Origin of the sequence: Methanoregula sp. (assembly GCF_023227875.1) — an archaeon.
Taxonomy (GTDB): Archaea; Halobacteriota; Methanomicrobia; order Methanomicrobiales; family Methanospirillaceae; genus Methanoregula.
The window spans coordinates 90565-108224 of the sequence record NZ_JALOCH010000004.1; the positions used below are offsets into that span (position 1 = coordinate 90565).

Below are 17660 nucleotides of genomic sequence, written 5' to 3' on the forward strand. Positions count from 1 at the left end.
GCCATCACTCCTCCACCTTCATTCCATACCAGATAAAATCAAGGCCGTTCCCGATGATCTTCTCACGTTCAGCCGGGTCATCTGTCAACAGTGCATGGGCGATCAATCCCGAAAGGGCAGAAGCCATTATACAGAAGAGACCTGACGGGTCGACATCCCGGATCTCGCCGTTTCGTATCCCGTCCCGGACAAGGTCTTCCAGGAAGAGGAAGTGGGACATGCCCTCCTCGTGGGCATTCGTTGAGACAAACGGCGAGTGGGCGAACTGCTCCATGAACTTCAGTTTCGCAGGGTTCCTTATACCCCATCCTGCCGCGTTCTTCCCGAGCCTGCGGAGCTTGTCCTTTGCGGTCTTCTCCTTATCAAGCCCCCGACACATTTCCCGGGCCGCCTCGCTCTTCACCCGGCGGTAAAGTGTATCGATCAGGTCCTCCTTGGTCCTGAAATAAAAGAAGAGCGTCCCGGTCGCAACCCCGGCCTTTTTGGAGATCAACGAGGTCGGGGTGCCAAAAAAGCCCCGCTCGGTGAAGAGGGTGAGCGCCGTATTCAGGATCGCCTCCTGCTTTTCCGGTGAAGGTTCACGCATGGGACTTCTCACCCAGGATTGCCCGCTTCACCCGTTTTACCCGGTTGATGCACCAGAGCCCCCCCTTCATGATGGGGACGACGATGTCCATCATCCCCTCCATCTCCTTTGAGACCTCTTTCATGAGATCGGGGATTGGCAGGTGTTGCGGACAGGCCTTGGCACACTTCCCACACTGGCGGCAGAGGCTGGCACAGGATTTCTCGCCCATGAGACCGCCGTGCCGGCCAACATACTGGAATTTTACCTCACGATCGTGGGGAAAGAGGGCGTGCGCATTGTAGCTGGCAAAGCAGCCGGGGATGTCGACCCCGGCCGGGCAGGGCATGCAGTACCCGCAGCCCGTGCACCCGACTTTCATGAGCCGGCGGTACTCATCGCGGACCCGGCCGATAAGCGCCCGCTCTTCATCGCTGAGCGAGCCACAGGCTGCATCTCCCGCGACGCAGAGGTTCTCATCGATGTGAACTTCGTCGTTCATCCCCGAGAGGACGACCGTAACCTCGGGATGATCCCAGACCCAGCGCAGGCCCCACTCGGCCGGCGATCGCTTCACAGGCGCTTCGTCCCAGATCTTCCGGATCGATTCCGGCACCCGGCCGGCCAGGTTGCCGCCACGCAGCGGCTCCATGATCATGACCGCGAGACCTTTTGCCGCAGCGTACTTCAGGCCCTCGGTGCCGGCCTGGTTTTTTTCATCGAGATAGTTGTACTGGATCTGGCAGAAGTCCCAGGTGTACGCATCCACGATCTCTTTGAAATCGTCAAGGCTCCCGTGGAACGAGAACCCGGCATTCCTGATGCGGCCGTCCTTCTTTGCAGAATCGAGGAATTCAAGCACGCCGAGGTCTTTCATGATCCGGAAACTTTTCCCGGCAAGACTGTGGAGGAGGTAGTAATCGATGTGATCGGTCTGTAGTGTCTTCAGCTGCCCGTCCAGGATCCGGTCCATATCCGCCCGCTCGAAAACTTCCCAGTGGGGGAGCTTGGTCGCGATCCGCACCTTCTCGCGGAACCCGCCGGCAAGCGCCTTTCCCAGCACCTGCTCGCTCTTCCCGAAGTGGTAGACAGGGGCGGTATCGATGTAATTTACTCCGTTGTCGATTGCGTGCCGGATCTGGCGGATCGCACGCTCCTCATCCACGCCGCCGGTCCGGGTGGACGGGAGGCGCATGCAGCCGAAGCCGAGCGCGGATAGTTTATCACCGGTTCTGGGAACAGTACGGTATAACATCGGGAACACCAGTGTAAATTGACTAGTCAGTCAATATGGTGGTGATATTAATAAAATTTATGGAACCGCTCTGTGTTACTCAGGATTCCCTTCATGGATCCCATAGATCCCGGACGCCCCCTCATGTCTCCGGACGATATGGAACCCGGAAAAAACCCTCCCATTCATATTCCAGCAGGGTTTCCGAACCTGTACGCGATCAATTATGGAGTGAGATTTGCCTAATGGAAAATTTTGGCATCTCGGATCAAACGAATACACACCTATTCTGTCTTTTCCTGAATCCTCCTGATCAGGTTTATCATATACTCTTCACCCTCATCAGAATTCAGCCATTCAATGATCAGAGACCTCAAATCATTATTACGCTTCTCGAAGAATGTGAGCAGCGCCGCTGTAATTATATCATTTCTTGAAGCATATTCTCCATTCTCAATCGCAGTATTGATTTTTTGTAACAGATCGTGGGGACATTTATACGAGATTTGTTCTTTTGGTTTACCCCGGATTGAAGGCATTTATTTATGAATGCAATGGAACTGTTAATTCTTTTTGCAATTCTAAAGAGATTCAAGAGAACCTTTTTATTATAATAAATTATTAATTGATTTGTTGAATATGAAGATTCCTGACGTATCAGCCGCTGGCAAATACAGGATAATGAATTCGATCATCAGGTGAAATGGGAAAATATTTGATCGCCAAAACTGGTCATGGTATTACCGTTGAAAAAATACAGTAATAAAACTGTCTGAGCGCGGATGATCTCTGTCCTTTATGTTGATGACGAACAGAACCTGCTGGATATTGCCAAGGTATTTCTTGAACAAACCGGTAAGTTTCATATCGATACTTCAGCATCAGTACCTGAAGCGCAGGAGAAACTTGTATCCATAAAATACGACGCGATATTATCCGATTACCAGATGCCCGTCATGGACGGGATACAATTCCTTAAATTCGTCCGGGAACACCATGGTTCGATCCCGTTCATCCTTTTCACCGGCCGGGGGCGTGAAGAAGTTGTCATCCAGGCACTGGAAAACGGCGCCGATTTTTATATCCAGAAAGGCGGGGATCCCAGATCACAGTTCGCCGAGTTGCAGAACAAGATCGAGAAAGCCGTCACGGAGAAACTGGCCATCCACGCCCAGAAGGTATCGGAGCAGCGGCTGACTGATATCATCAATTTTCTCCCAGACCCCACGCTCGTCATCGATGCGCAGGGAATTGCCATCGCATGGAATCGTGCCATGGAACAGATGACGGGTGTTCCCGCATCGGACATGCTCGGCAAAGGAAATTATGAATATGCACTCCCATTCTACCATGAGCGCCGCCCAATCCTGCTCGATCTCATCCTCTCGTACGATATCGCCATTGTACAGACCTATGAGAATATCCGGCAGAATGGCAGCTCACTCATATCGGAAAAATTCATTCAGGACATGTACGGGGGAAAAGGGGCATACCTCTGGTTTGTTGCATCCCCCCTCTGTGATGCTCACGGAAGTATTGTCGGGGCTATCGAATCGATCCGCGACATCACCTTACAGAAAAAACTGGAGCAGACTGTCAGGGCCAGCGAGCGGCGTTATCACAATGTTTTCGATGCCGCTGCGGAGGCGATGATCGTTGTTGACCGGGACTCCGGGAAAATACTTGATGCGAACATAGCTGCCATGCAGTTATACGGGTATACGCGCGATGAATTCAGGTCCCTGCAATCCCGCGATCTTACGGATGACAGAGCGCGGATGATACCGGCCGACCGGGAAGGAATCCTGCACATTCCCGAGCGACGGCACAGGAAAAAAGACGGCTTCCTGTTCCCGGCTGAAATCTCCGGTAATGTCTATCCCCAGAAGAAACAGACAATCGCTATCATTACCGTACGGGATATCACGGATCGTAAAAATGCAGAACGGGAACTTGCCTGGAGAAATGACGCCCTCAACGCGGCCAATGAACAACTCGCAGCAACCACGGAAGAACTCCGGCAGAATTGCGAAGAACTCGGCAACAACCAGCGTCAGCTGGTCCAGGCCAATGATTTCCTTACCAGCCTGATTTCTGCTTCGCCGTTTGCCATCATCGCTTTCGATGTCGGGGGTACAATCCTCCGATGGAATACCGCAGCCGAGCGGCTGTTCGGATGGTCAGAATATGAGATGGTCGGAAAAACTCTCCCGAACATTCCCATGGAGAAATTACCGGAATTCAGGGCATTTATCCAGCGGGTTCTTTCAGGAGAAGCCATTCCCGGTATTGAACTCCAGCGCATTACAAAAGACGGTTCGAAAGTCGACATACGTCTTTTCGCGGCACCGATATATTACGATGAGGTGACAATCACCGGCGTCCTTGGCATCATAGAAGATATTACGGAGCAAAAAGCGATTGCAGAGGCACTCTCGGATAACCGGAGGATCCTTGATACCCTTATGCATAATCTGCCCGTCATGGTCTACCGGTGCAGGAATGATCCCGAATGGACCATGGAATTTGTCAGCAACGGTTGTGTGGATCTTACCGGCTATGCTCCCGAAGATCTGATCCAGAATTGCACCATCTCCTTTGGGTCTCTCATAGTTCCTGAAGACCGGCACCGGGTGTACGATATGATCCGGCAGGGAGTTGACAGACTTCAGCCTTTCCAGATGGAATACAGGATATCCGACCGGGCCGGCCGGGTACGGGAAGTCTGGGGACAGGGGCGGGGGATTTTCAACAACCAGGGAGAACTTGTTGCCTTTGAAGGGTACATAACGGACACCGTTGAGATCAAACGGGCCTGAAAACCGATGGGGGATTACTGACACACAGTAACTCCCTGCCATTCATCTCCCTATCCCCGTAATGATTCCGACCACTTGTTGGGCGGTTACCGGGGCCACGATCCGTCGTGACGTCCCGTCATCCGGCGTATCATTCGATCCCGGGGCCCCGGATCCGAACCCCCCCGGTATTCTTCTCAAGTTCCTACTGCCGTTCCGGCAGCAGTCGCCCATCCAAAAGGGTCTATATTGACAGTTTTTTGAGCCCGAAATGTCCCCCATATGAGGATAATCAGGCCAATACGAGCATATTGCAAATCCGGTGTGCTATAATTCGCAAAAAAACGCGACTATCAGAAAACCGAGTTTTCAAATCGGGATCCGATTGGCAAACGGAGCCCTATACGAGGAGATAATTTTGCAGGGCGATTACTCCCTAGAGGGGAGTATGAGCGGTGAATGCTACAGGTCTAAAGACCTGAAGCAGGAGAAGATCAATATCTTCTTCTGAACGAAGTTCTTCGACTGCATGAGACCCGTATGGGTCGAGTGTAAATCCGGAACACCCCCGGAAACAGGGGTATCCCACAAGACCCCCTCCCTCACAGCAGTGTCTCCAGGATATCCCCTGCATCGCAGACCAGCTTGGGGCATATCGTTTTAAAGACGCCCGTCTCCCGGGCTGCCTTGAGCTTCTCGGGATCAGAGAGGTCGTGGCCGAGCAGCTCCGAGCAGTTCACCGAGTTGTTCCGCTCCCGGAATTCTTTCACGAACTTCTGCGCCACCTCATACGTCTTCTCCTTGGACGCGAGGTCTTCAATCGACATGCGCCCGTACTTCATGCCAATAACCATCAGGGCGCCGGAGACCGCCCCGCATGCATTCCCCGTGTGCCCCATCCCGCCGCCAAGGCCGCAGGAAAGTCTGAGGGCAGTCTTCTCATCGATGCCGAAGTCCTTTGCAAACGCACAACAGACTGCCTGCGAGCAGGACCAGCCGCCCACAAACAGTGCGGCTGCATCCTCACCTTTGGTCGTTGTCATGAATACCGGTTGTCCCGTGGAGAAAAAAAGGATTGCCGGCCCGTAGTTTTCCATACCTTTTTTTCTCCGGCAGTCCAATGAACGTGCAATATCCAGCCGCGATTACGCAAGGCTCCAGGTCATATCATGCAGTACCATTTTGCAGACAGGATTGCACGCGCCCCCGCATCATTCCTTGAAGAACTGTTCCGGGTCTCTTCCGATCCCACGATCATCTCCTTTGCCGGGGGGCTCCCGTCCTCTGCCCTCATCGATACCGAAGGTATTGCCCGGGCAACCCGCGAGGTCATGGAAGAAGAGCCGCAGGTCGCGCTCCAGTATACGACGACCGACGGGTACCTCCCGCTGCGTGAATTTATCGCGGACCGGTACCGCCACCGCCTTGGTGTCCCGGCAACCGCGGACGAGATCCAGATCGTCAACGGTTCTCAGCAGTGCCTCGACCTCTTTGCCAAGCTCTTCCTCAACACCGGCGACCACGTGGGTATGGAACGGCCCGGCTACCTGGGAGCGATCGAGGCCTTCTCGCTCTACGAACCGGTGATCGACACCGTGCCGCTCGAAGAGGACGGCCCGGACCTGAATGCCTTTGAACGGCTGGTTAAAAAAACGCAGGTGAAGTTCTTTTACGGCATCCCCAATTCCCAGAACCCCTCAGGGCGGACCTATTCGCAGGAGAAGCGCAAGGCGATCGCGGAGATCCTTGAGAGCAGCGGTACTGTTTTCTATGAGGACGATGCGTTCGGCGAGCTCTTCTTCGATGCACAGCCGCGGCTCCCGGTAAAACGCCGGGTCCCCGACCAGGCTGTCATCTCCGGCTCGTTCTCCAAGACCGTGGCACCGGGGATGCGGATCGGCTGGATGTATGCCCCATCGGGGATTCTTGCCAAATTCAATGTCGTCAAGCAGGCAGCCGACCTCCACTCCAACTTCCTCTGCCAGAAGATCCTGCACCGGTACCTCACCACCCATGACCTTGACGCAAACATACGGAAGATCGTGGCCGCGTACGGCCGGAAATGCCGGCTGATGTGCGAGTTGTTCGACGACCTGATGCCGCAGCTCACCCACACCCGCCCGGAAGGCGGGATGTTCCTTATGGCAACGCTCCCCGCAGGCCTCTCCTCCCGCAGGGTCTTTGACGAGGGCGTAAAGAACAAGGTTGCAGTGCTGCCGGGCCTCCCGTTCTATGTTGACGGGGGAGGTACGGACACGCTCCGGCTGAACTTCTCGTCGGCATCCGATGAGCAGATCGCGGAGGGGATGCAGCGGCTCGCGCGGGTGATCGCATCTCTCCGATAGGACCCCGTTTAAACCGGATCGCATAAATAGCGAAATCGCCCGATGTATCTATACAGGAAGAGATACTCTTGAGAAAACCTTGTGCACTTCTCATCATCCTTGTTCTGTGTGTATTCTGTTCAGCAATTGCTGTCCCGGTTGCCGCTGACGGGGATACCCCTGGAACGAATGTCACCATGGAGCCAACCGTGACCCTGAAGCCGGTTACGGCACCGACCACGGAAGCAACGACAGTCCCCACTACGGTCAAGACAACGGAGCCAACAACCATACCCACGACAACCGTTACAACCGTCGTCACAACGGAACCCACCACACGGGTAACGACCGAGCCTACCATTACACTCGTAACGATCCCGGTGACTGAACCCGGCGGGGGTAAGGGGTACATCGACACCCACTGCAACGTGGACGGCGCCTCGGTCTATTTCGATGGCAGTTACCAGTGCATGATTGCCCAGGGAATTTGTACCGTTGGAGTCTCCCCAACAGGTACACCGGTCAGTTCGATCACTGTTTCAAAATCCGGGTATACCACGTGGTCCGGATCCCCCGCCCACATGCCTTCTGACGGGGAACATGTCGAGGTATACTCAACGATTAACCCGCTCTCGACACCCCCGACAACCGTACCCCCGGTGCAGACCGGCACGATCTATGCCCAGTCCAGCCCGGCCGGGGCTGCGATCTACCTGAACGGTAACTTCTACGGGTATTCGCCGGTCACCATCCCGAACCTGGCGCCCGGGTCGTACTCCATGAAGGCCTCCCTGAGCGGGTATACACCCGACACACAGGTGCTCTCAGTCTATGCCGGCCAGACCGCCACCTATTACCCGGTGCTCCAGCCATCCCCGCCGGCACCCCGCAGCACCGGCACGGTCAGTGTGAGCTCAAATCCATCCGGTGCCCTCATCTACGTGGACGGATCTTACCAGGGAAAGACCCCGATGACGGTCACCCTCTACCCGGGAAGCCACATGTTCAGGCTCTCCCTTGCAGGGTATACGGATTACACCTCGACACTGTACGTGAATGCCAACAGCAACCAGAACCTGAACGCCGATCTGACACCGGCCGTCTACGGCACGGCCCAGGTCACGTCCCTGCCCGGGGCAAGTGTCTTCATCGACAGCAATTCACAGGGGAAGATCCCGTCATCCGGGACCCTCACGATCCACAACGTGGCAAACGGAAACCGGCTCTTCAAAGTGACGGCCCCGGGATACAACGACTGGCTCAACACGGTCTACATCCAACCGAATGTCGTCACTCCGATCAATGCCGTCCTAACCCAGATTGGCACAAACCCGACACCGGTCCCGGCCACGGGGGGAATCGAGATCGTATCCACTCCCACCGGCGCTGAAATCTATGTCGACAACCTGTTCAAGGGATATACCCCGTCCACGCTCACAGGCATTGCAGCCGGGGAGCACCAGGTCCTGCTCAAGTATACGGGGTATATCGATTACACGCAGGCTGTCACGGTGAACGCCGGGCAGACAACCCCGCTTGCAATCAATATGCAGTCCGCACCAACACCGACACCCGCATCCGCTCCCTCCCTTGCGATCTTCATCGGGGGGATCGTGATGGCGGCCGGTATCGGTGCTGTGCTCAGGAGGCGATCCTGAAATGACATGTTCGTGTTCTCAACCAACAAAACTCTGGACCGCTGCGGTCCTCGTTGTTATCATCATCGGTGCGCTCACCACATTTGCCTACACCAGTGAACAGAATGCGCTGAAGGGCGCCACCGATATGGGAATGAAGGCCACGGTCGGTGCCATGGCCACGCAGGTCCACGCGGGCGATCTCGCCGGCCTCCAGCCGGGAGACGAGACCTCGGAAAAGTACCTGGCCGTGGCAAAGAGCCTCCGGAACATGCGGAGCATGGATGATAACATCCTCAATGCCTACATCCTGAAGGTCTACCCCAACAGGACCGCCATCTTCCTCGTGGACGACCTCTCCCCACTCGACCCGCAGGGCTCGGCAAAGATCGGCGAGGTATCAACTGCTCCAGACGAGATGGAAATCTTTGCCGCCCTCTCCGGCCCGACCGTCTCGAAACAGCCGTACACCGACAAATACGGTTCGTTCATGAGCGCCTACGCCCCCATCGATGACGCAGTGACCGACTCTTCCGGCAATACGGTTGCCATCCTCGGCATCGATGTGTCGGCAGATGACTACAACCATTACACATCGCAGGGCGGGCTCATCATCCTGACAGGGCTCGTATCGATGATCCTCGCTGTCGGCGCCATCTTCTTCTTCGGCACCCGCAGGGAAGAAGAGAAGAGGGAATAATTTCACGGACGCGGAGAATCTCCCGTAACCTCTTTTTTCCCGCAACACCCACGATCATAGGAATGTCACCAGTCAGATTGTTGATGATAGCGGGACTCCTTGTTGCCGCACTTGTGTTCTGTGCGGGGTGTACCCAGTCCGTCCCTGTTGTGATGACCGAATCTGCCACCGGGGCTGGCACGCCGGGGCCGTCAGTAACAACTGCGGCCGCCCTGTCGCCCGCAGCACCTGCAACGACCGCAGTCCCGACACTCTCCGGGAAGAACGTGCGGCTCGAGACCTCGATGGGCAACATCGTCATCACGCTCGATCCAGACATGCCTATCACCGCGGGCAACTTCGAAGCGCTCGTACAGAAGGGCTTCTATGACGGCATCACGTTCCACCGCGTCGTGGACGGGTTTATGATCCAGGGCGGGGATCCCACGGGTACCGGCCGCGGCGACCCGGGCTACACGATCCCGGACGAGTTCACCAGTAAAAACAGGAATAACCGCGGTACGGTCGCGATGGCAAACGCCGGCGCCAACACCGGGGGGTCACAGTTCTTCATCAACCTCGTGGACAACAATTACCTTGACAGCATGCACCCGGTCTTCGGCACCGTGGTCGAAGGGATGGATGTTGTCGATGCGATCGGAAAAGTGGAGACCTCCGGGTTACCGATGAGCCGCCCGCTCCAGAACGTGACGATCATCCGTGCCGTGATGGTCTGATTTGCTCTTTTTTCCCGCGTATTTTCATATAACCGGAACTCCCATAGGTACTATATATTATGACATCTCCAGCACCGTCCGGGAAGATCGCCCGGCTTGAGACAAATATGGGTACGATCCGGATCGATCTTGCATCCGATATGCCAATCACGGCCGGCAACTTCGAAAAGCTCGTTCGCGAGGGCTTCTACAACGGCGTGATCTTCCACCGCATCATCGACGGTTTCATGATCCAGGGTGGAGATCCCAAAGGGACCGGCATGGGGGGTCCGGGCTACGCGATCAAGGATGAGTTCCCGCCCGGCAACCGGAACGACCGCGGCACCATCTCCATGGCAAACTCCGGGCCCAACACCGGCGGGTCGCAGTTTTTCATCAATCTGGTTAACAACAACTTCCTTGATGGCAAGCACCCAGCGTTCGGGAAAGTGATCGAGGGTATGGATATTGTCGATAAGATCGGGAAGACAAAGACCGGCCATGGTGACCGGCCGCTCAAGGATGTCACTATCGTCAAGGCGACAATAGAGTAACGTTCAGCAGGGTGCGTCAGTTTTCCTGACCACATACCCGCACAATTTTCCTTTTTTATCGCCCACGGGATCGTGACGTGAGCGTTGCGGCAAATTCCAGGATAGCATCCATGCACTGCTGCCGGTCCACCGCAGAGACCATCCGGACTTCAGATGACCCGAACTGCCCGGAAAACGCATCAGGGTGTGCCCCGGGGGAGTCGCTATGGTTCAGGAAGACGACAAACGGCACCCCTCCCCCGTGCAGGTAATCGGAGAGGTGCCAGGTGAACTCATCCACCGTTGACGAAACATCGATGAGGAGGACTGCGCCATCCATACCCCGGGCAACGATCTCCCGCGCGAACCCGAACCGCTCCTGCCCGGGCGTGCCGTACAGGTGGATCGCGAGCCCATCCTCCCGGATGCGCCCAAAGTCAAGCGCAACGGTGGTCGTCCCCCCGGCACAGTTGGCCTCGATATGCGTTGCACCCGGGTCGAGCGTCCGGATCATCGTGGTCTTACCGGCCCCGAATGCGCCAAAAATGACAATCTTCAGTTTTGTCTCCCCGTTCATTGGCTGAAGATTGAGGAGATTCATAGTTCACCGTTTCGGTTACACGGTAAGGGAGGTACAAAAATATATTGAAAAAGGGACTGGGATAGGGGTATTGGGACGGTCTTATACCGCGAGATAGTCGTTCGGGGTGGGCATGACTTCTTTTAAGCCCTTGCGCTTGCGGATGGCAACCACGACTTCCTTGACCATGTTGTTGGGCACAAGTTCGAACCCGGAGAACTCGGTGTTCCACATTGCACGGCCTTCGGTTGCAGACCGGATGTCACCGGCAAACCCGAAGAGCTCGGCCACCGGTGCCTTACCGACAACGGTGATTGTATCGCCCAGACTCTCCATGTCGAAGACCTGACCGCGCCGCCCCTGGATCTGGGAGGTTGCAGCACCCATCTGGTCCATCGGGACGGTGATCTGGATCTTCTGGACCGGCTCGAGGAGCGAGTCCCCGGCAATCAGCATGCCACCCTTGATGGCGCCACGGACTGCGGGGATGACCTGTGCGGGGCCACGGTGGATCGCATCCTCGTGGAGCTTGACATCGGTGAGGGTCATCTTGAGGTTCTGGACAGGCTCATCTGCGAGCGGACCGCCCGCGAGTGCCTCGTGGATACCCTCGATGACCAGTTCCATGGTCTCATTGAGGTACTGGATACCTTTTGTCCGGTCGATGAGCATGCAGGTACCCTTGATGTCCTTGACACTCTTGGCATCGTCCTTGTCCATGCCTGCCGCAACCAGGACATCACGGCGCTCGATCTGCTGCTGGTTCATCGAGACATCGCCCTTCTTGATCAGGTCGACAATGGCATCGGGCAGGGGCTCGAGGGTAAAGTAGAAGCGGTTGTGACGGTTCGGGGACTTTCCTTCTACATTTTCCACTTTAGCGGTGACGGTCTCGCGGTACACCACGATCGGTTCGGAGGTGACAATCTCGACACCCTTGTCGCGCTTGATACGGCCGGTGATGATCTCGAGGTGCAGTTCTCCCATACCGGAGATGAGGTGTTCGCCCGTCTCTTCGTTGATGGTGATGACGAGTGTCGGGTCTTCCTTTGCCACCTGACGGAGCACTTCAACGAGTTTGGGCAGGTCCTTCATACTCTTTGCTTCTACGGCAACGGTCATGACCGGTTCCGAGTAGTGCTTGAGGGACTCAAACGTATCCATCTCCATGAGCGAGGAGATGGTGGAGCCGACAAAGGCATCCTTGAGACCGGTGACTGCAGGGATATTCCCCGCAACGATCTCCTCGACTTCCACACGTTTTGGCCCCATGAAGATACCGACCTGCTGGAGACGGTTCTCCTTCTTGGCCGAGCCCATCACATAGAGCACGTCACCCCGCTTGAGGGAGCCTGAGAAGAGACGCCCGGTGGCGACTTCACCCGCATGGGGGTCGAAAGAGATATCGGTGACCATCATACATACGGGAGCATTCGGGTCGCAGGTGAGCATTCCCTTGCCTTCCTTCGAGGTCTTGTCACCATGCCAGATGACGTTGACACGCCGGGGCTGGGCAACGAGCGGATCGGGAAGGTGGCGCACGACCATGTCGAGAACCACTTCGTAGAGCGGGCTGTTCTTTGCGAGGTACTTCATATCGCCTGCACGGCACTTCTCGAACACCTCCTTGAACGAGACGCCACCCTTCTTCATGTAGGGCACCGAAACAGCCCAGTTGTAGAGCGCGGAACCGAAAGCAACGGTACCCTCGGATGCATCGAGTTTCCAGCCGTTGTTGTAGGACTCCTCGTTCATGCCCTTGATCAACTTGTTGACCTTGTCAATTACTTTACCGAGCCGGATCTGCATCTCCGTTTCATCGACTTTCAGCTCGTTGACGAGCCGGTCGACCTTGTTGATGAAGAGTACCGGGCGGACCTGCTCCTTCAATGCCTGCCGGAGCACGGTCTCGGTCTGGGGCATCGTGCCCTCGACTGCATCGACGAGCACGACCGCGCCGTCGACCGCACGCATGGCACGAGTGACGTCGCCACCGAAGTCAACGTGACCGGGCGTATCGATCATATTGATTAAGTAATCCTGACCCTCGTACTCGTGCACCATTGAAACGTTGGACGCGTCGATGGTGATACCACGGGCCTGCTCTTCCGCATCCGAGTCCATGAAGAGCTGCCTGCCTGCAAGCTCTTCTGATATGATACCGGCACCGGATAGCAGGTTGTCGGAGAGTGTGGTCTTACCGTGATCGATATGGGCTACAATACCGATGTTCCGAATGTGCTTCGGATCCTTCATGAGCTCAGTTACGCGCTCAACTGATTTTTTGCCGCGGACCATGAAAATAACCTCAAAAAAGATGTGATTAACGGGCGGACTTCGCGATCCGCTCGCGTTCTTCCTTTTTACCTACCGAGTAACACTTCATGTCGCCCTTTGAGGCGGCGATGATTTCATCGGCGAGAACTGCACTGGCGCTCTTCTTGCTGGTGCTGGACCCCTTCAGTGTTGCTTCGGCGATGAAGTGGATTGCCGTGTCGACCCTGCGCATAGGTGCAGTGTCGACTGATTTCGGAACGTTGATACCACCGTATTTTAAGCGGACGGTCTCTTCACGGGGACCTGAATTGCCGATTGCTTCGACCAGCACCTCGATCGGGTTGCGCTTGGTCTTCTTGTTGATGATCTCGAATGCTTCCCGCACGATCCGGATGGCCAGCTCTTTCTTTCCGGTATTATTCTCGGTCTGCATCAGGCGGTTGATCAACCGCTCGACAATCATCATGTTGCTCTTACCAAATTCCTGGCGCGAAAACTTGCCGCAGGAGTGGGGGATGATCTGGGAGGTGAGGGTAACGTAGCGTGTGAGGCTGGGGTCGTTGACCTTGACTTCGGAGGCATCCCATTTGTTGAACAGGAGTTTCTTTCCGGCTGCTTCTGACATCCAAATCACCTGCGCGGTTTCTCTTTCCTGCCGATGACCATCTCGTGGAGGCAGACGTTGTTCACCTTAGTGACCACGTACCGGACACCCGGGATATCTCCCATGGACCGGCCGAGACGGCCACCGATGCCCTCAATCTCGACTTCATCGTGTTCATCGATAAAGTTGATGGCGCCATCGCCTACGGCGAATGCGCTGACCTGCCGGCCGTTCTTAATCAGCTGGACACGCACACACTTCCGGATCGCGGAGTTGGGCTGTTTTGCCTCGACACCGATCTTCTCAAGCACGATACCTCTCGCTTGTGGAGCACCCTCGCACGGGTCTGACTTCACATCAAGATTGAGCTCGCGGCGGGCGTAATTCTTGTCTGCCCACCGGAACTTATTTGAGTCCCGAACCAGTTTTCTGGCTGCAAATTTACCCTGTCCCATTAAATAGCCTCTTTTAAATTGATTTTGTGGTTATCGATAACCCACATTGGGATATGTACTAACGCGGGGAACCGATTTATAAATTGTGGCACTCCACCTGCCTGTCTTATACTATTGATCCTCAGCCATAATAACATTTTATCCTCCAGAACCCAAATGTTGATCAATGAAAGTCGGGATCTATAAAGAGGTGCAGATTGATACCAGCCACCGTCTGCTCCATTACAAGGGGAAGTGCGCCAACCTCCATGGGCACCGGTGGAAGGTGGAGGTCTGGATGGAGGGGGAGCCGGATCCGGCCACGCAAATCCTGATCGATTACACCCTGATCAAGCAGGTCATCGGCAAGTACGATCACCAGATCATCCTCAACCAGGATGACCCGATGGTGCCCTGCATCCGTAAGTTCAACCCGGTGATCACAACGCCCGGCGATCCGACCAGTGAACTGATCGCATCGATCATCCGCGAGGATCTCTACGCGGTCTGCCGGGAACAGGGGATAAAAGCAACAGTACCGAAGATCCGGGTCTGGGAATCCCCGACATCCTGCGCTGAGCTTAAAGAATGAAGATCGCAGAGATTTTTTTGAGCCTTCAGGGTGAAGGCAAAAACCAGGGGAAGCCCTGCCTGTTCATCCGGCTTGCGGGCTGCAACCTCAACTGCACCTGGTGCGACACGACATACGCACGGGACGGCGTGACGATGAGCCTTGACTCCGTGCTCGAACAGGTCTGGCGCATCAATCCCCCGTATGTCTGTATTACGGGAGGAGAACCGCTCATCCAAGCGGATGCGCTCGAACCCCTCCTGGCCTCGCTGCACAAGCGGGGGACAGCGATCGATATCGAGACGAACGGGACGATCGACTTTTCCTGTCTTCAGCAGTACGCATCGGTCTGCATGGACGTAAAGTGCCCCTCGTCCGGAGAGCAAAGTGACCTGGCGTTACTTGAAAAGATCCGGCCGCAGGACAGTGTCAAGTTTGTCGTGAACGATGAGACGGACTGCCAGTACGCGCAGGAGGTCATGAATACGCACCGGATTGCGGGGGAGATCTTCTTCTCACCGGTCTTTGGCACGGACTACACAAAAATTACAAATTTTATCCTTGTTAATAACCTGCCGATCCGGTTCCAGATCCAGCTCCACAAGCTCATCGGGGTGAAATGATGAAGGCGGTATGTTTACTCTCAGGGGGAATGGACTCCTCCACGCTCGCGTATGTTGCAAAGAGCAAAGGCTTCGATATCCTGGCCCTGCACCTGAACTACGGTCAGCGGACGGAAGGAAAGGAACTCACGAGCGCAAAGAAGATCGCGGGACTGCTGGACGCACAAGCCTTTGTCGAGATCAATCTCGATTATTTCACGAAGTTCGGGGCGAGCAGCCTGACAGACAAGGAGATCGCAGTCGAGGAGTTTGACCCGGCCCGGGCCCACATGCCCAACACGTACGTGCCGTTCAGGAACGCGAACCTGCTTGCGATTGCAACGAGTTTTGCCGAGGCGCAGAGTGCAGACGCGATCTTCATCGGCGTCCAGTCGCTCGACTACAGCGGCTACCCGGACTGTCGCCCGGAGTTTATTGCAGCGTTCCAGAAGGTGATCGACCTCGGGACTAAGGACACCACGAAGATCACGCTCTTCACGCCGTTCATAAAAATGACCAAGACCGATATCCTGCGCGAGGGTATCCGGCTTGGCGTGCCCTACGAACACACCTGGTCCTGCTACCGGAACGAGGGGAAAGCCTGCGGTACCTGCGGGTCCTGCCACTTCCGGAAAGAGGCGTTCGATGCCATGGGGATCCGGGATCCCATCGAGTACGAGGGATAAATGGAGATCTTCCGCGGCAGGCGCCTCTGGATCGAGACGAAGACCATCCGGCTCCCTACGGGGACCGAACGGGAGAAGGTGATCGTCCACCCGTCCAATGCGGTCGCGATCTTCCCCATTGAAGGGGACCGGTGCAAGCTCCTGAAGCAGTACCGCTATGCGATCGACCAGTACATCCTCGAAGTACCGGCCGGCACCATGGAACAGGGCGAGGAGCCCCTTGTCACAGCGGGGCGGGAACTGATCGAGGAAACAGGTTTTGCGGCAAAGACCATTGTCCCGAAGGGGTTTATCTATACGACCCCCGGCTTCACGGACGAGAAGATCTTCCTGTTCGAGGCCCGGGACCTTTCGCCATCGCAGGAGTACGGGAAAGACGAGGATGAGGTGATCGAGGTGATCGATGTTGCCGTCCGTGATCTTCCGGGGATGATCCGCGATGGCAGCATTGTTGACGGGAAGACGATCTGCCTGATCCAGCGCTGCCTGGGGTGCTGATGATGCGGGCACTTACGTTCCTTATGCTCGCTGCAGTCCTCATTACAGCCGCGGCCTTTGCCGGTTGTTCCGGCACAACACTAAAATCCACGTATTCCGTGGATGACAAAGGCGCACTCTCCGTCACCTGCGTGCCGGCAACCACAACTGTTGAAGTGCTCTTCTCAAACGAGACCTATACGAAGTCCAGGATCACCCTGCACACGCAGAGCGGGGACGTAGTCACCTATCTTGCTGCACCGTCAGCACCGAAAGCGGCCATCGTATACGTGCCGGGCGCCGGCGAGACCATTGCCGGCCATGAGGAGCGCATGGTGAAGTATGCAACGGCCGGGTATGCCTTCCTCTTTGTCGACACACGCGGGAGAGGCGGCGAGACCCCCGGTGTCCCGTTCGGCCAGCAGCTGATCCAGCAGGACTTTGAAAAATTCCAGTCCGGTGAATGGCCGCAGTATTATCTCACGATCTGCGATCTCATCAATGCCCGGCAGTTCCTCTCGGAGAGGTTCTCTGTCCCGGTATATGCAGTGGGATCGAGCAATGGTGGCCGGTATGCCGCCATTGCGGCGGGGGTGGACACGGGATCGGCAGGGTACGTGGGCATCTCCACCTCCGACTGGGGGGTGCTGGACACGGTACTGGAGCAGGGACTCGCGGGAGACCCGGTACGGTTCGCTGCATCGCTTGAACCCAGTACGTATATCGGGAAGATCTCCCCGCGCCCGGTCTGGGTCTTCCATAATGCAACCGACCCCATCATCCCGTTTGCAAACGGGAAAGCGCTCTTTCTGAATGCCGGGGAGCCAAAGACCTTCACGGAGTTCTCCGGCAGCCATGGCATCAACACGGACGTGGATGATGCAATCATTATGCAATGGGCGCAAATTTATGCCACCCGCGGGTGAATAGGTAATAGCTTTAC

At 56.0% G+C, this 17660-nt stretch carries 20 protein-coding genes; 12 read left to right on the top strand and 8 right to left on the bottom strand.

Translation table 11 applies throughout. From position 1 onward, the window contains the following. Positions 1–4: 4 nt before the first annotated feature. The 3 genes from M0R30_RS05600 to M0R30_RS05610 all read right to left on the bottom strand — a co-directional run bounded on the left by M0R30_RS05600 (position 5) and on the right by M0R30_RS05610 (position 2338). The gene (locus tag M0R30_RS05600; RefSeq protein ID WP_292544455.1) at positions 5–586 is read right to left on the bottom strand and encodes a TetR/AcrR family transcriptional regulator; all 582 of its coding nucleotides are present in this window, start codon (positions 584–586) and stop codon (positions 5–7) included. Further along, on the bottom strand, positions 579–1820 hold the full coding sequence (locus M0R30_RS05605; protein WP_292544458.1) for an aldo/keto reductase: 1242 nt from the start codon (positions 1818–1820) through the stop codon (positions 579–581). The genes M0R30_RS05600 and M0R30_RS05605 overlap by 8 nt, the downstream gene beginning before the upstream one ends. 263 nt (positions 1821–2083) lie before the next feature. Then, positions 2084–2338, bottom strand: a complete 255-nt coding sequence (locus tag M0R30_RS05610) for a hypothetical protein (RefSeq protein ID WP_292544460.1) — start codon at positions 2336–2338, stop codon at positions 2084–2086. Between the two features lie 243 nt (positions 2339–2581). On the opposite strand from M0R30_RS05610, the gene M0R30_RS05615 reads away from it, so the two are divergent. Both M0R30_RS05615 and M0R30_RS05620 read left to right on the top strand, forming a co-directional pair. After that, positions 2582–4618: a PAS domain S-box protein gene (locus M0R30_RS05615; RefSeq protein ID WP_292544462.1), complete on the top strand. Its 2037-nt coding sequence runs from the start codon at positions 2582–2584 to the stop codon at positions 4616–4618. Positions 4619–4982: 364 nt separating this feature from the next. Further along, a complete protein-coding gene (locus tag M0R30_RS05620; protein ID WP_292544465.1) occupies positions 4983–5108 on the top strand; it encodes a hypothetical protein in 126 nt (41 codons plus the stop codon). 91 nt (positions 5109–5199) lie between these two features. Here M0R30_RS05620 and M0R30_RS05625 read toward each other — a convergent pair whose 3' ends face one another. Next, positions 5200–5640: a C-GCAxxG-C-C family protein gene (locus M0R30_RS05625; RefSeq protein ID WP_292544467.1), complete on the bottom strand. Its 441-nt coding sequence runs from the start codon at positions 5638–5640 to the stop codon at positions 5200–5202. 126 nt (positions 5641–5766) lie between these two features. Here M0R30_RS05625 and M0R30_RS05630 point away from each other — a divergent pair, with 126 nt between their 5' ends. From M0R30_RS05630 to M0R30_RS05650, 5 genes are all read left to right on the top strand, one after another. After that, a complete protein-coding gene (locus M0R30_RS05630; protein ID WP_292544470.1) occupies positions 5767–6942 on the top strand; it encodes a PLP-dependent aminotransferase family protein in 1176 nt (391 codons plus the stop codon). A gap of 68 nt (positions 6943–7010) precedes the next feature. After that, complete coding sequence (locus tag M0R30_RS05635) at positions 7011–8579, top strand: PEGA domain-containing protein (RefSeq protein WP_292544471.1); 1569 nt, start codon at positions 7011–7013, stop codon at positions 8577–8579. Between the two features lies 1 nt (position 8580). Next, positions 8581–9258: a hypothetical protein gene (locus tag M0R30_RS05640; RefSeq protein ID WP_292544474.1), complete on the top strand. Its 678-nt coding sequence runs from the start codon at positions 8581–8583 to the stop codon at positions 9256–9258. 62 nt (positions 9259–9320) lie between these two features. Beyond that, on the top strand, positions 9321–9974 hold the full coding sequence (locus M0R30_RS05645) for a peptidylprolyl isomerase (protein ID WP_366513116.1): 654 nt from the start codon (positions 9321–9323) through the stop codon (positions 9972–9974). A 59-nt stretch (positions 9975–10033) separates the two neighbouring features. Next, entirely contained in the window at positions 10034–10507 is a 474-nt protein-coding gene (locus M0R30_RS05650) for a peptidylprolyl isomerase (protein ID WP_292544476.1), read from the top strand. A gap of 55 nt (positions 10508–10562) precedes the next feature. Here M0R30_RS05650 and M0R30_RS05655 read toward each other — a convergent pair whose 3' ends face one another. The 4 genes from M0R30_RS05655 to M0R30_RS05670 all read right to left on the bottom strand — a co-directional run bounded on the left by M0R30_RS05655 (position 10563) and on the right by M0R30_RS05670 (position 14402). Next, positions 10563–11087, bottom strand: coding sequence for a GTP-binding protein (locus tag M0R30_RS05655; RefSeq protein ID WP_292544479.1), 525 nt, complete (start codon positions 11085–11087; stop codon positions 10563–10565). A gap of 81 nt (positions 11088–11168) precedes the next feature. Then, positions 11169–13364, bottom strand: a complete 2196-nt coding sequence (locus tag M0R30_RS05660; protein WP_292544482.1) for an elongation factor EF-2 — start codon at positions 13362–13364, stop codon at positions 11169–11171. 25 nt (positions 13365–13389) lie between these two features. Continuing rightward, positions 13390–13968 carry a 30S ribosomal protein S7 gene (locus M0R30_RS05665; protein ID WP_292544484.1) on the bottom strand — a complete coding sequence of 193 codons (579 nt, stop codon included), beginning with the start codon at positions 13966–13968 and terminating at the stop codon, positions 13390–13392. 5 nt (positions 13969–13973) lie between these two features. Further along, positions 13974–14402: a 30S ribosomal protein S12 gene (locus M0R30_RS05670; RefSeq protein ID WP_292544486.1), complete on the bottom strand. Its 429-nt coding sequence runs from the start codon at positions 14400–14402 to the stop codon at positions 13974–13976. Between the two features lie 166 nt (positions 14403–14568). On the opposite strand from M0R30_RS05670, the gene M0R30_RS05675 reads away from it, so the two are divergent. Genes M0R30_RS05675 through M0R30_RS05695 form a run of 5 tightly spaced genes read left to right on the top strand, consistent with a single transcriptional unit; the run spans position 14569 to position 17643 of the window. Beyond that, the gene (locus tag M0R30_RS05675) at positions 14569–14973 is read left to right on the top strand and encodes a 6-carboxytetrahydropterin synthase (protein WP_292544489.1); all 405 of its coding nucleotides are present in this window, start codon (positions 14569–14571) and stop codon (positions 14971–14973) included. Next, entirely contained in the window at positions 14970–15575 is a 606-nt protein-coding gene (locus tag M0R30_RS05680; protein ID WP_292544492.1) for a radical SAM protein, read from the top strand. The genes M0R30_RS05675 and M0R30_RS05680 overlap by 4 nt, the downstream gene beginning before the upstream one ends. Continuing rightward, positions 15575–16240: a 7-cyano-7-deazaguanine synthase QueC gene (gene queC, locus M0R30_RS05685; RefSeq protein ID WP_292544786.1), complete on the top strand. Its 666-nt coding sequence runs from the start codon at positions 15575–15577 to the stop codon at positions 16238–16240. Before M0R30_RS05680 ends, queC begins: the two co-directional genes overlap by 1 nt. Further along, positions 16241–16738: an NUDIX hydrolase gene (locus M0R30_RS05690; RefSeq protein ID WP_292544494.1), complete on the top strand. Its 498-nt coding sequence runs from the start codon at positions 16241–16243 to the stop codon at positions 16736–16738. It begins immediately after the preceding gene. Further along, positions 16738–17643 carry an alpha/beta hydrolase gene (locus M0R30_RS05695; RefSeq protein WP_292544497.1) on the top strand — a complete coding sequence of 302 codons (906 nt, stop codon included), beginning with the start codon at positions 16738–16740 and terminating at the stop codon, positions 17641–17643. The genes M0R30_RS05690 and M0R30_RS05695 overlap by 1 nt, the downstream gene beginning before the upstream one ends. The last annotated feature ends 17 nt before the right edge of the window (positions 17644–17660 follow it).